10 protein-coding genes are annotated in these 14,279 nt (G+C 61.2%); 5 read left to right on the top strand and 5 right to left on the bottom strand.

Translation table 11 applies throughout. From position 1 onward, the window contains the following. Positions 1-4: 4 nt before the first annotated feature. On the top strand, positions 5-1,852 hold the full coding sequence (locus tag G4G27_RS08510) for a M2 family metallopeptidase (protein ID WP_183112925.1): 1,848 nt from the start codon (positions 5-7) through the stop codon (positions 1,850-1,852). A 75-nt stretch (positions 1,853-1,927) separates the two neighbouring features. Here G4G27_RS08510 and G4G27_RS24295 read toward each other — a convergent pair whose 3' ends face one another. The 4 genes from G4G27_RS24295 to G4G27_RS08490 all read right to left on the bottom strand — a co-directional run bounded on the left by G4G27_RS24295 (position 1,928) and on the right by G4G27_RS08490 (position 4,954). Further along, on the bottom strand, positions 1,928-2,461 hold the full coding sequence (locus G4G27_RS24295) for a hypothetical protein (protein ID WP_267134683.1): 534 nt from the start codon (positions 2,459-2,461) through the stop codon (positions 1,928-1,930). 69 nt (positions 2,462-2,530) lie between these two features. Further along, positions 2,531-3,997 (bottom strand): AMP nucleosidase, encoded by a 1,467-nt coding sequence (locus tag G4G27_RS08500; RefSeq protein ID WP_183112924.1) that lies wholly within the window; start codon positions 3,995-3,997, stop codon positions 2,531-2,533. A 107-nt stretch (positions 3,998-4,104) separates the two neighbouring features. Then, positions 4,105-4,374 (bottom strand): hypothetical protein, encoded by a 270-nt coding sequence (locus G4G27_RS08495; RefSeq protein ID WP_183112923.1) that lies wholly within the window; start codon positions 4,372-4,374, stop codon positions 4,105-4,107. Between the two features lie 100 nt (positions 4,375-4,474). Further along, positions 4,475-4,954: a peroxiredoxin gene (locus tag G4G27_RS08490; RefSeq protein WP_183112922.1), complete on the bottom strand. Its 480-nt coding sequence runs from the start codon at positions 4,952-4,954 to the stop codon at positions 4,475-4,477. 130 nt (positions 4,955-5,084) lie between these two features. Between G4G27_RS08490 and G4G27_RS08485 the strand changes: the two genes are divergently transcribed. The 3 genes from G4G27_RS08485 to G4G27_RS08475 all read left to right on the top strand — a co-directional run bounded on the left by G4G27_RS08485 (position 5,085) and on the right by G4G27_RS08475 (position 10,465). Next, positions 5,085-5,645 carry a YqgE/AlgH family protein gene (locus tag G4G27_RS08485; protein WP_183112921.1) on the top strand — a complete coding sequence of 187 codons (561 nt, stop codon included), beginning with the start codon at positions 5,085-5,087 and terminating at the stop codon, positions 5,643-5,645. Positions 5,646-5,758: 113 nt separating this feature from the next. Then, positions 5,759-7,180: an adenosylhomocysteinase gene (gene ahcY / locus G4G27_RS08480; RefSeq protein ID WP_183112920.1), complete on the top strand. Its 1,422-nt coding sequence runs from the start codon at positions 5,759-5,761 to the stop codon at positions 7,178-7,180. A 135-nt stretch (positions 7,181-7,315) separates the two neighbouring features. Beyond that, on the top strand, positions 7,316-10,465 hold the full coding sequence (locus G4G27_RS08475) for a TonB-dependent receptor (RefSeq protein ID WP_183112919.1): 3,150 nt from the start codon (positions 7,316-7,318) through the stop codon (positions 10,463-10,465). Positions 10,466-10,522: 57 nt separating this feature from the next. Here the strand turns inward: G4G27_RS08475 and G4G27_RS08470 are convergent, their stop codons facing one another. Then, on the bottom strand, positions 10,523-11,632 hold the full coding sequence (locus tag G4G27_RS08470) for a TIGR03032 family protein (RefSeq protein ID WP_244624609.1): 1,110 nt from the start codon (positions 11,630-11,632) through the stop codon (positions 10,523-10,525). Between the two features lie 231 nt (positions 11,633-11,863). On the opposite strand from G4G27_RS08470, the gene G4G27_RS08465 reads away from it, so the two are divergent. Then, positions 11,864-14,200, top strand: coding sequence for a PAS domain-containing sensor histidine kinase (locus tag G4G27_RS08465; protein WP_183113697.1), 2,337 nt, complete (start codon positions 11,864-11,866; stop codon positions 14,198-14,200). Positions 14,201-14,279: the final 79 nt, after the last annotated feature.

Here is a 14,279-nt window from a genome sequence, read left to right as displayed (position 1 = left end):
ACCAATGATCCGCACCGGAATTTCGATCGTGGCGCTCGCCTGCGCGATCGCCGCCACGCCGACGCTCGCCAAGGACAAGAAGGGAACGCCCGTAGCGGCGCAGCGCGCGCTTGCGCCGACTGCGGCGGAGGCCGACGCTTTCGTCGCGGCGGCGGAAAAGACGCTGTTCGATTTCTCGATCGAATCGAGCCAGGTCAATTGGGTCAATGCGACCTATATCACCGACGATACCGATGCGATGGCGGCGCGGATCAACGCCACCGGCACCGAAATGTCGGTCAAGTTCGCGCTGGAAGCGGCGAAGTACGGCAAGGTTACCGGCCTGTCGCCCGACACGCGGCGCAAGCTCGACCTGTTGCGCGGCGGGCTGACTCTGCCGGCGCCGACCAAACCCGGTGCGGCGACCGAATTGTCGACGCTGGTGACGCGCATGTCCTCGTCGTACGGCAAGGGCAAGGGCACGCTCGACGGCAAGCCGATCAATGGCAGCGACATCGAGGCCGCGATGGGCACCGAGCGCGATCCGGCCAAGCTCAAGGAAATGTGGGTCAGCTGGCACGACAATGTCGGCGCGCCGATGCGCGAGGATTATGCGCGCATGGTCGAGATCGGCAATCAGGGCGCAGTCGAACTGGGTTATAAGGATGTCGGGTCGCTGTGGCGCTCGGGCTATGACATGAGCCCGGAAGAGTTCGCCAAGCTCACCGACAAATTGTGGAAGGAAGTCGAGCCGCTCTACCAGTCGTTGCACACCTATGTGCGCTGGAAGCTCAACGAGAAATATGGCGACGCGGTGCAGTCCAAGACCGGACCGATCCGTAGCGACCTGCTCGGCAATATGTGGGCGCAGGAGTGGGGCAACATCTATGATGTCGTTGCGCCTAAGGGCGCGGGCGATATCGGATACGACACCGGCGACCTGCTCAAGGCCAAGGGTTACGACCCGATCAAGATGTTCAAGGCGGGTGAGGGTTTCTATTCCTCGCTTGGCTTCGCGCCATTGCCCGAGACGTTCTGGACGCGGTCGCAAATCACCAAGCCGGCCGACCGCGAAGTCATCTGCCATGCCTCGGCCTGGGATATCGACAACAAGAACGATGTGCGCATCAAGATGTGCACCAAGGTCAATGGCGACGATTTCGTCACCATCCATCACGAGATGGGGCATAATTATTACCAGCGCGCCTATCAGGACCAGCCACCCTTGTTCCTCAATGGCGCGAATGACGGCTTCCATGAGGCGATCGGCGATTTCGTCGCACTGTCGATCACGCCCGATTATCTCGTCCAGATCGGCTTGCTCGACAAGTCCAAGGTGCCGAGCGCGGACAAGGACACCGGCCTGTTGCTCAAACAGGCGATGGACAAGGTCGCGTTCCTGCCGTTCGGCCTGTTGATCGACAAATGGCGCTGGGGTGTCTTCTCCGGCAATATCAAGCCGGCCGGTTACGAGGCGTCATGGAATGCGCTTCGCCTGCAGTATCAGGGCATCGTGCCGCCGGTCGAGCGTGATGAAACCAAGTTCGACCCGGGCGCGAAATATCATGTGCCGGCGAGCGTGCCTTACACACGCTACTTCCTTGCGCGCCTGTTGCAGTTCCAGTTCTACAAGGCGGCGTGCGACCAGGCTGGCTGGAAAGGCCCGCTGCATCGCTGTTCGTTCTACGGCAACAAGGAGGTCGGCGCGAAGCTCGATGCGATGCTGAAGATGGGCCAGTCCAAGCCCTGGCCCGAGGCGCTCGAAGCGTTCACCGGTACCAAGGAAATGTCGGGCGCCGCGATGGTCGAATATTTCGCGCCGCTCAAGACCTGGCTCGACGAGCAGAACAAGGGCAAGCCGACGGGTTGGTGATGTTCGGCCGCCCTCGCGTTGAAGCGCGGGGACGGTGCTCTTGTGGAGAGACCGGTTAAGGGTTCGGGTCCGCGATCACTCGGGGATCGTGCCCTCATCGGCGATGCCGGCCTGGAAGGACTTCGACGAATCCGTGCCGTCGGCCTGATGAGCCTTCTTGCCTGGCTTGGTTTTCGTCTTCGCTGCGCCGGGCGTGCTGCCACGCAAGGTCAGCAGCGCTGCGGTCACTGCGGCGCCGATGGTGCCGAGAATTGCTGCGGCGGTCCATTTTTTTGCCGGCGATGCATCAGATACGGCCTGGCGCGCCTTGCCGAGCGTCGTCACCGCCGCGTTGCGCGATGGCGTCTTGGTCGCAGCCGCGCGGGGTCGAGCCGGCGTCTTGGGTTTGGCAGCGGGCTTGGCAGCGGTCTTTGTTGCAGTCTTTGCTGGCGCCTTGGCCCTAGTCGCCGCCGGCTTGGCCACATTCGCCTTTGGGTCGGCCGGTGCGGCTGCCGGACCGGTCGCAGCACCCGTCGCGGCGGGCGCGATATTGGGCTTGCGCGCTGCGGCCGGCTTGCGAGTGCTGGCGGGCTTGCGGCGGGGCGCGGGCTTCTTGGGAGGCGTGGCCATGGCGAATTCCTGAGTCGTTGAGCTTGCGTAACGCATGAATAGGCGTTGGTTTCCTTTTCGCGAAACGCCTTACCGGAAAGGCGGCTCGTTGAAGGCGCGGAGCTTGCGGCTGTGCAGCTTGGCGCCTTCGCGGCGCAGCTCCTCGCAAGTCTCGATGCCGATCCGCATATGCTCGCTGATCGCGCGTTCGTAGAAGCGGTTGGCCTGGCCGGGCAGCTTCAGTTCGCCATGGAGCGGCTTGTCCGAGACGCAAAGCAACGTGCCATAGGGCACGCGGAAGCGATACCCCTGCGCGGCGATCGTCGCCGATTCCATGTCGATGCCGACCGCGCGTGAGAGCGAGAAGCGCAAGGCCGATTTGGAGTAGCGCAATTCCCAGTTGCGATCGTCAGTGGTGACGATCGTGCCGGTGCGCAGGCGGCGCTTCAATTCCTCGCCCGACTGGCCGGAGATGGTTTCCGCCGCACGCGCCATCGCGACCTGAACTTCGGCAATCGCGGGGACGGGAATTTCCGGCGGCAACACATCGTCAAGCACGTGATCGTCACGCAGATAAGCATGCGCCAGGACATAGTCGCCGATCCGCTGACTCGGGCGCAGGCCGCCGCAATGGCCGATCATCAGCCACGCCTCGGGCCGCATGACCGCGAGATGGTCGCAGATCGTCTTCGCGTTGGACGGGCCGACGCCGATATTGACCAGGGTGATGCCGGTGCCGTCATCGGCCATCAGATGATAAGCCGGCATCTGGTGCCGCCGCCACGCGCTGTCGGTGACGATCTTGTCGGCGTCATCGCCGGCATGGATCATCACGCCGCCGGCGCCCGACAGGCCGGTGTAGCGGCTGCCTTCACCGAGCTGCGACGCGGCCCAGCGCACGAATTCATCGACATAGCGATGATAGTTGGTGAACAATATGTAGCGCTGGACATGCTCGACCGGGGTGCCGGTGTAATGGCGCAGCCGCGCGAGCGAGAAATCGGTGCGTAGGCCGTCGAACAAAGCGAGCGGGCGAACCTCGTCGAGTGCAGCGTAAAGCCCGTCGGCGATCTCGTCGCCGATATAGGCGAGTTCGGTGGCCGGGAAATGCCGCGCCAGATCCAGCGCCGACACTTCGTCGAGGCTCATCGCGTGGCCGGGATCGAGCACATAAGGGAAGGGGATTTCCTGCCTCCCCTCGACCGCTTCGACCTCGACGTCGTAATCCTCGATCAGCAGAGTGAGCTGCTCGATCAGATAATCGGCGAAGATCGCCGGTTTGGTGACGCTGATCTTGTATTCGCCCGGCGTGACCAGGCGTCCGAACGAGCGGATCGGCGCGGGACGGTCGTCCGCCCCGAGATAGCGCAGGCGAATTTCAGGATAAGCGAACGAACCGTCGGTCCGGCTTGCCGGATCGGGCGTCGTGCGGTCGGTGAGATAGGCGGTGAGGGCATCCTGCAGCCGCTTCACGGAAGCGGTATAAAGGCGATCGAGCTCAGCGACGATCGATGAAGCAATGGGCGAGGAAGCATTTGGGATGGGTGCACGTGTCATCTGCTGTCGCTAAGGCAGCTTCGTTACGCTGGCAAGTCAGGGGGTCTGTCCCCTCCCTCGCCGAGAGAGGGGAGACCGGTAGATCAAGCCTTGTCTCAGCCGCTGTATCAGTCCTTGTCGTCTTCGAGCAATTTGCTGATTCCAAAGGCTGCCCCGGCCACTGCGGCGGCGGCGCCGGTCGCGATGGCAGCCGCAGCAACAGGGTTTTCCTTGGCTGCCTCGACGGTCGATTCAAATGCCGAACCGACCGCTTCAATGGTCGAGTCGACGGCCGATCCGACCGCCTCGCGCGCCTGATCGAAGAAGGATTTCTCGCCGGCCGCTCCCTTGGCGGAGTCGACGATCGCATTGGTTGCGTCCTGGGTGGTGTCGCTCATCGCAAATTCCCTTCTGGTTATCCGTATGAACAACACCGCCCCGCACTACTCGTTCCACGCCCGCAGGCGTTTGGACGTGCAGGCGGGGCGGCTGAGGGTATTAGAGTTCGCTGAGCAGATGTTCGGCCGAGCTGACATTGAATTCGCCGGGTGCCTCGACATTGAGTTGCTCGACGACGCCGTCATTGACGATCATCGAATAACGCTGGCTGCGCTCACCCATGCCGAACTTCGATCCGTCGAAGGTCAGGCCGACCGCCTTGGCGAAATCGGCATTGCCATCGGCCAGCATGGTGATGTCGCCCGCGTCGCTGGCCTTACCCCAGGCGCCCATCACGAACGCGTCGTTGACGGACGTGAAGGCGATCTCGTCAACACCCTTGGCCTTGATTTCGCTGGCCTTGTCGACGAAGCCGGGAAGATGGCGGGCCGAGCAGGTCGGCGTGAAGGCGCCTGGCACGGCGACCACGGCAACCCGGCGACCCTTGAAATAATCGTCCGAGCTGACCTGATCCGGGCCGCTCGCGGTGGCCTTGGTGAGCGTGAGACTGGGGACGCGATCGCCGACGCTGATGGTCATTGCTGAATTCTCCTGATGGCCGCTGATGCGGCGCTAGATGGCCGCTTGAGCGGGTGCGTCCTAACTCGTGCAGCTTCGCGCGAATTTCAAGCGTTGGCTACATCGGTCGCGGACCGCTATGGGCGAAGCAATGGAAAGCGCTGCATATCTTACCGGACAATTTCTTCTCGCCATGCCGGGGATCGGCGACCCGCGTTTCGACCATGCGGTGATCGCGATCTGCGCGCATGACGGTGAGGGCGCGATCGGTATCGGGCTTGGCGCGACGATCGACGGGCTCGGGCTGCACACGGTGCTCGAGCAATTCAAGATCGATCCGGGCGATGCGCCCGACGCGCCGGTCCATTTCGGCGGTCCGGTAGAGCCGCGGCGCGGCTTCGTGATTCATTCCAAGGATTGGGGTGGCCAGGATACGATCGATGTCGCCGGGCGCTGGGCGTTGAGCGGCACGATCGACGTGCTGCGCGCGATCGCGGCGGGCAAGGGGCCAAGCCGCTGGGTGGTCGCATTGGGGTATGCCGGATGGGGCGAGGGGCAACTCGACGAAGAGATGACGCGCCATGGCTGGTTCAACGTGCCGGGCGACCTGGAACTGCTCTATGACACGCCGGCCGAGACGCGGTGGGGACGCGGCTTTGCCGAGGCGGGGGTCGATACGCGGTTGCTGGCGACCGGCGCGGGAACGGCGTGACGGGAGCGGAGTACAGCTTGGCCGGAAACATATAAAGACATCTTTATATTTGATTTGACCGCCGTCACGCTCTATGTGCGCGCCATCCAAACGCTTTTACCGGAGACTTTCTCGTGGCCACCGCACCTGCCATCGAAACCAACGACTATGTCGTCAAGGACATCAGCCTCGCCGATTTCGGCCGCGCCGAGATCAACATCGCCGAGACCGAAATGCCCGGCCTGATGTCGCTGCGCAGCGAGTTCGGCCCGTCGCAGCCGCTGAAGGGCGCGCGCATCACCGGTTCGCTGCACATGACGATCCAGACCGCGGTGCTGATCGAGACGCTGACCGCGCTCGGCGCCGATGTGCGCTGGGCGACGTGCAACATCTTCTCGACCCAGGACCATGCCGCCGCCGCGATCGCCGCGACCGGCGTTCCGGTGTTCGCGGTGAAGGGCGAAAGCCTGGCCGAATATTGGGATTATGTCGGGGACATCTTCAACTGGGGCGCGGACACCGACGGCACGACCGCGAACATCATCCTCGACGATGGTGGCGACGCGACGATGTTCGCGCTGTGGGGCGCCAAGCTCGAAGCCGGCGCGACGCTGGGCGAGCCGGAGAATGACGAGGAAGTCGAATTCCAGCGCGCGCTGAAGGCGTTCATCGCCAAATATCCGGGGTATTTGACCGCGACGGTCAAGAATCTGAAGGGTGTCAGCGAAGAAACCACCACCGGTGTGCACCGCCTGTACGAGATCGCCAAGAAGGGCGAGCTGCCGTTCCCGGCGATCAACGTCAACGACAGCGTGACCAAGTCGAAGTTCGACAATCTCTATGGCTGCAAGGAATCGCTGGTCGACGCGATCCGTCGCGCCACCGACGTGATGCTCGCGGGCAAGGTCGCTTGCGTCGCCGGCTTCGGTGACGTCGGCAAGGGTTCGGCCCAGTCGCTCCGCAATGGCGGCGCGCGCGTGATGGTCACCGAAGTCGATCCGATCTGCGCGCTGCAGGCGGCGATGGAGGGCTTCGAAGTCGTAACGATGGAAGAGGCCGTGACCCGCGCCGACATCTTCTGCACCGCGACCGGCAATGCCGACGTGATCACCGCCGATCACATGAAGGCGATGAAGCCAATGGCGATCGTCTGCAACATTGGCCACTTCGACAGCGAGATTCAGATCGCTGCCCTGTCCAACTATGAGTGGACCGAAGTGAAGCCGGGCACCGACCTGGTGAAGTTCCCCGACGGCAAGCAGATCATCATCCTCGCCAAGGGCCGCCTGGTGAATCTGGGCTGCGCGACCGGTCATCCGTCGTTCGTGATGTCGGCCAGCTTCACCAACCAGACGCTGGCGCAGATCGAGCTTTGGACCGCTGGCGAGAAGTACGGCAATGATGTGTACGTCCTGCCCAAGCATCTCGACGAGAAGGTCGCGGCCCTGCATCTCGAAAAGCTCGGCGTGCATCTGTCGAAGCTGACCCCGAAGCAGGCCGGTTATATCGGTGTGCCGGTCGAGGGGCCGTTCAAGCCGGATCATTATCGCTATTGAGACTGTTGCTAAACAACAACACGTTCATAAATTGTTCATCTAGCGTAAAGAATGCTGGAAAAGTCCCCTGTCTTAGTGATTTACTCCCGATAGGGCCGTATTTTGGTGCGGCCCTATCGGGAAAAGGGGTCTGTTATGAAAATCTCGCATTTGCGCTTGGCGGGCGCGTCTTGTTCGATGATGGCGCTAATTCTTGCCGGGACTGCGTCGGCTCAGACGGCTCCGGTAAACGAGGCGGAAAGCTCCGAGCAGAGTAGTAGCGCACAGCCCGTCGCCCAAACGCTTCCTGGTGAAACCGAGGGCAGAACCGAGGAAGCTGGCGACATCACGGTCACCGGCTCTCGTATTGCCCGGCCTAACTTCGATACGACGGAGCCATCCGTCGTCATCAGTTCAGCGCAAATCGAGGCACGCGGGTTCGAGACGCTTGGGCAAGCGCTCAATGAACTTCCGGCATTCGGCGTCCCTGGGAGCAGCCCCGTCGGCGGCCAATCAAGCTTCGGCCCAGGCCAAAGCTTCGTTAACTTTCTTGGGCTCGGTTCAGAGCGCACGTTGACGCTTGTCAATGGCCGCCGCTTCGTCGGTTCAAATACGGCGTCGATTTTTGGTCCGACCGGTCAGGGCGGCAATCAGGTCGATTTGAACGTCATCCCGACTAAGCTGATCGATCGAGTCGAAACGATCGTTATCGGTGGTGCGCCGATCTACGGCTCGGATGCGATCGCGGGCACCGTCAACGTTATTCTGAAGCGCAATTACGAAGGGCTCGAACTTGACGCGCAATATGGTATTTCCGACCGTGGAGACGGGGCGAACTATCGCTTCCGCGGACTAGCAGGGAAGAATTTTCTTGATGGCCGGGCGAACATAACATTATCGGGCGAGTATAATAAGGGCGAGGGCCTGCTCCAGACCGATCGCCCGGAACTATATGATGGCGGTTTTTTTGGTCGTCCGAATGACCCGGATTCGCCCTTCGACAACGTGATCTTCCGGGATCGGCGTATCCCGACGATTTCCGAATTCGGCATCCCGACCCGTTTCGACTTCATTCCGGTCAGCCCGGGGCAAGAAGCCAATCTCGGTTTTCCGCAAGGCGGTTTCACGGATGCGCAGGGCCGCGCACTTCGTTTCGACGCGACGGGCAACCTGATCCCAATTGATTTCGGCAGGTCGTTCGGTCCGCTGGATGCCAATGGTAATCCGCTGAGCTTTGATACCAGTGCGTCGGGCGGCAACGGCCTGAGCTTGGTGCCGCTTTCGAACCTTTTGACCGATACCAAGCGTTATAGCGGGAACATCCTCGCCAGCTTCGACGTGACGGACAATATTCGGCTTTTCGGCGAAGGCTGGTACAGCCGTAGCCAAGGTATCAATCTACGCGATCAGCCAGAATACAACTCCTATCTATTTGGCTACGCCGGAGACCCTGCGGGCGCTATCGTACTCAGCACCGATAATCCTTTCCTGACACCACAAGCTCGTGCGATCATTCAGTCTCAGGCGATTGGTGACACGTTCTTGCTGCAGCGCGCCAATACCGACATTGTGACCGGTCGTGCCACGGGCAGCGTCGAAATCATGCGCTTCGTCGCCGGCATAGACGGAAGCTTCAAGGGGCTCGGTGGTCGTGATTGGAAATTCGAGATCGTCGGAAATTATGGTCGTTCCGAGACCAATGGCGAGATACCGACTATAGCAACCCAGAACTTCTTCAACGCGGTCGACGCGGTCGCTGACGCAAATGGAAATATCGTTTGCCGTCCAGGGTATACAAATTCCGCCGCGCAAACGCTCAGTTCCACCTGCGCCCCGCTAAATCTGTTTGGGATGCAAACATCACAAGCTGCGCGCGATTATGTAACTGCAATTGCGCGACCAGTTTCGGTCAATAAGCAAAAGATTTTTACTGCTTCGGTGACTGGCCCGCTCTTCAAGTTGCCCGGTGGCGATTTCTCCTTCGCGCTTGGGTACGAGCATCGCGCGGAGTCACAGGACTTCAATCCCGGCTCGTTTTTCTCCGGCGGCCCTGACCCGGACCCATTAACCGATGCCGATGGTGACGGCGATCCGACCAATGATCGGGTTGCCTTCGGGCAGACGGTCATCATTCAGCCGTTGTTCGGTGAATATAATACCGACGAAGTGTTCGGAGAGCTACGCGCCGCGCTAATCAGCCCGTCCAACAATGTCCCGTTTATTCATTCGCTCGAACTTCAAGGCGCGGCACGGTACGTTGATAATTCGGCGGCCGGCGGAGACCTGACTTGGACGGTTGGCGCAAGCTATCAGCCAATTCAGGACATAACGTTGCGCGGCAATTACACCCGCGCGATACGTGCACCGTTCATCACCGAAGCATTCAATCCGTCGAGCAGCTTCTTCGACTTTGCAAACGATCCCTGCGATCAGTTCAATCGAGATGAAGGTCCCGCTCCTGCCACGCGCGCAGCAAACTGCACAGCAGCTGGTATTCCCGCTAATTTCGATGCTACATCGGATGACGCGAGCTTCCTGCAGGCAGTGGCCGGCAATCCAAACCTCAAGAACGAGAAATCAAAGGCGTTCACGGTGGGAGCGGTGCTTCGCCCCCGGTTTGTCCGCGGTCTGTCTGTTTCGGTTGATTATGTCGATGTGACGGTCAACGACGTCATCACGCAACTGACATCCGATCAAATCGTCGCAAACTGCTATGACTCAGCAGATTATCCGAGCAGCGATTTTTGCGGTCGTTTCACGCGGGATGCTACGAACCAACTCGACTTCATTTCGACCGGGTATTTCAACGCGGCCGAACTCCGTTACAAAGGTATCTTGGCATCGGTCGATTATCGGACAAAGACGCCGTTCCTTGGGGCCACGTCGAATGTCGGGGTGAATATCAGCTACCAATATCTCAATACGTTGACGTCACGCGCTGATGCTAATTCGGCAACGACCCACACCGGCGGGTCGCTCGGTTATTCGCGACACCAGGCGGTAGGCAGCATTGACTACAATAATGAGGGGTTCAGCGGGTTCGTTCAGATCAACTATACGGGCCCGGCGTCAATCGCATTGGATGTCACACCGACCTTCCAGACGCCTAACGTGGTTGAGGATGTCGCCTTCATCAATACGGGAATGTCGTTCCGGATACAGAAGAGTTTCAGCCTCCGGTTTGTCGTAGACAACATACTCGATCAAAAACCGCCATTCCCTTCGCCGACCGGCGGCGGCACGATCACCTACTTTCCGGGCGTGCTAGGGCGTTACTTTCGAATGGGGGTTTCGGTCGGCTTCTGACTTGGCACCTAATTTGTTCAAATAAGCCGGTCAGGTTCAAGCTGACCGGCTCATTTGTCAGAGAAGAGGCGGGCTGTGCTCATCGAATGACACGGTGCCGATCATTTCAACCGTCGCGGGGCCAAGCGACATTGGGTTGCGCACATCGGGCAACACGATGACGTCGAATAACTCGGTGACCTTGCCATCGAAATGGATGGATTCCACAATCACCCCGCTGGCAAGGTTGATGATCATGACGGCGCAGATCGATGGCGCCCCACTTTTTTCAATATCGGTTTGCAGCGGGAGATCTCTGAAACTGCCTCCGCGCGCTTTCGACACGGTGACGATCGCATGGCCATTGTGAAAGGCCAGCCCGCGCAGGAAGCCGGAGAAAAAGGCGACATCTTCGAGCGCCCCCGTAGCGCGATCAACCCGAACGATACGACCGCGCCCTGAATCCAGCGCCCATAGCGCGCCATCATGTACTCGGGGACTGTGAGGCATTGACAGCCGGTTTGTCACGATTTCACCGCTTTGTACCTCGATAATTACGCCACCATCACTGCGATTTGTTCGCCAGCCATCCTTGTAGTCGGTGGTACTGACCGCGCTTACATAAGCGGGAGCTCCATTGACCATCGCAAGTCCGTTGAGATGGCAGCGGTCTTCCGGTGCTAGCGAAGATATGAAGCGGGGCTTCCACAATGGGCGGAAGCTGAATTTTTCGTCGATCGTGGCGAGACAGGAGTATCTGCTGTTCACGAAGACGATTTGATCATCGAGATCGATGCCCAATTCATGTGTATCGACATAATTGACCGTGTGCGCGCAGCGTGGGACCAGTACCCGGTCATAGGCGTCATTGGCGTATTGACCGGGTTTGAGCATATTCTCGAGGCGCCAGATTTGAAACATCGACCCGACGAACAGCCGATCGCCATCACGACATAGCCCTGTCGCGCGTGCATAATTCTGCTCGTTGAATGACACTCGTCCATCTGGACCTACGCCGGCCAAGACCAACTGGCCCGTCTGATATGATGTGAAGGCGAGCGAGACACAATTGGCGAGGAGCCAATCCGCCAGCCCTGGCGAAATAACGATCTTCGTTTCTTTGGGGTCGTAGGCTCGAGCTGCATCAAGCATCGCCGAAAAATCGGATTGAGTCGGGCTTGATGACACGATTGCTGTCTCCCCCTGGGTAATGGGATGTGAAACCCACCAGATGGGTCAGAATGGATTGTTCGTGCGAACCTGACAGCGGAGTTTCTCCTCTTCGAGGGTAAGCCGTCGATTGTGCGAGCGCAATATCTCGCGACTTCTGGCTTCCGCCTTGGATACCCTGTGACTATGGCGGTAGGCAGCCGCTGATGCCGTAAAGTCGAAGGGAAAAAGGTGATCGAGGTTTCGACGATGGGGGTCACATTGGCTGGGGCGATCCTGGCTGTACTTGTCGGCATCGCAGCGATACTGCTTTACCGCGGCATTCGCGCACAACGTGAGGCCGCGGTGACCTCCCTCACCAACGCCCGCCTTGAGGCCCTGCTCGCCGCCGCTCCCGCGCTCGCCATGGTCGTGCGCACCGATGGTCGGCTCGAACTCTCCGATCGCCTCACCGACTGGTTCGGCCTGTCCTCGCCGCCGCGCTATCTCGCCGATCTGGCGGGCGGCAAGACGGGCCTCACCGCCGAAGACTCGGCCGCGCTGGCGGCCGATGTCGCCGCGACGCAAAAGGCTGGCAGGCCATTCCGGCGCGCGGTCAAGGCGCAAGGGTCGTCGCGCACCTTGATGATCCATGGCCTGCGCGCGCCGCGTGATCTGCAGGCGCCGGGCGGCGTCGTGCTTTGGGTGTTCGATGCGACCGAAAGCCAGGCCGAGATCGAACGCCTGAGCGAGGATGGCGCGGGCGCGCGCGCCGCTTTCGACGCGCTGACCGGCCTGATCGAGGCGGCGCCACTGCCAATGTGGTATCGCGGCGTCGACCTGCGGCTAGCGATGGTCAATTCATGTTATGTGGAGGCGGTCGAAGGCACTGATGCCGAGGATGTCGTGCGACGCGGGGTCGAGCTGGTCGAGGGATCGGGCATTGGTGGGCCATTGGCCAGCGCGGTGCTGGCGCGCGACACAGACAGGCCGCAGATGCAGGCGATGCCCGCGACGATCCGTGGTGCGCGGCGCATGTTGCGCGTCTATGACGTGCCGCTGCCGACGGGTGGCGTCGCCGGCTTCGCGGTCGATATCGAGGAACTCGAACAGGCGCGGAGTGGGATCAAGCGGTTCGGTGACGCGCAGCGCGCGATGCTCGACCGGCTCTCCGCGGGCGTCGTGCAATTCGCCGCAGACCGTACGTTGGTATTCTATAACCAGCCGTTTCGTCGTCTTTTTGCGATGCGCAGCGAATGGCTGTCCGACCGCCCCGAATTCGACCGCGTGCTGGAACGGATGCGCGAGGCCAATCGCTTGCCGGAAGTGCGCGACTTCCCGGGCTGGAAAGCGGAGCGGCGCGACTGGTTCGTCGCGACCGGCGGCGCGATCGAGGAGAATTGGCATTTGCCGGGCGGTGTGCATCTGCGCGTCGTTGCGCAGCCGCTGCCCGATGGCGGGCTGTTGCTGATCTTCGAGGACCGGACCGAGCAGGTCCAGCTGGCCAGTGCGCGCGACACGCTGCTGCGCGTACGTACCGCGACCTTCGACAATCTCTATGAGGCACTCGGTGTGTTCGCGGCAGACGGGCGGTTGCAGATCTGGAACAACAAGTTCCGCGCGCTCTGGGGCTTCGAGGAGGAGTTCCTTTCGACCCATCCTCGCGTCGATGTGCTGGCCGAGGCAGCGGCGAGCAAGCTGTCCAATCCGGCGCGTGCGCAGTTGATCGCTGATCTGGTGCGGGCGGCGACGGTCGAGCGGCAGCAGCGCGGCGGGCGCGTGGCCTTTGCCGATGGCCGGCATTTCGAATTCGCCGCGGTGCCGCTACCCGACGGCAACGGCCTGTTCACCATGCTCGACATTTCCGACAGCCGCCGGATCGAACGCGCACTGCGCGACCGTAATGAGGCGCTCGAGGCGGCCGATCAGGTCAAGACCGCGTTCGTCGCCAATATGAGCTACGAACTGCGTACCCCGCTGACCTCGATCAGCGGTTTCGCCGAGATGCTGAGTGAGGGTTATGCCGGCAAGCTCAGCAAGGCGGCCGATAATTATGTCGAGGCGATCCTGGAGTCGGTCCAGCGGCTCGGCACCTTGGTCGACGAAGTGCTCGACCTGACGCAGAATGACGGCAAGGCGGCGGTGTTGGAAATGCTCGAGGTCGATCTGGAACAGACCGCGCGAGCGGCGGCTGATGCGGTGGCATCGCTGGCCAAGCGCAAGAAGCTCGATTTCGCGGTCGAGGTCATGCCTTCGGTCGGCAGCACGAAGGGCGATGCGGAACGTTTGCGCCAGGTGATCGAACATCTGCTGCGCCACGCGATCGGCGGCACGCCGGAAGGCGGACGCATCCTGCTCCACACCGATGGCACGGCGGCGGCAGCGCGGGTCATCGTGTCCGATGACGGCGCGGGGATGAGCGCCGAGGCGGTCAAGCACGCGTTCGACCGTTTTGCGCAACCCGGCACCACGCGCGGCGGCGAGCGGGCGCTCGGGCTTGGACTGCCGCTCGCGAAGCAGTTCGTCGAGGCGCATGGCGGAACGATCTCGCTGGTGTCCGAGCCGGGGCAGGGGACTTTCATCACGGTTGAGCTGCCGCGGCGCTGAGTATTTGCATGCGCTGGCCAATGCGCATATTATATGTGCAGCCTTCCGGAGCTATAATGATGCCCAGATCCAGCCTTCG

The sequence above is a fragment of the Sphingomonas sp. So64.6b genome (assembly GCF_014171475.1).
GTDB lineage: Bacteria > Pseudomonadota > Alphaproteobacteria > Sphingomonadales > Sphingomonadaceae > Sphingomonas > Sphingomonas alpina_A.
The sequence above is the reverse complement of the archived record's forward strand: the minus strand, read 5'-3'. Positions and strand labels throughout refer to the sequence as shown.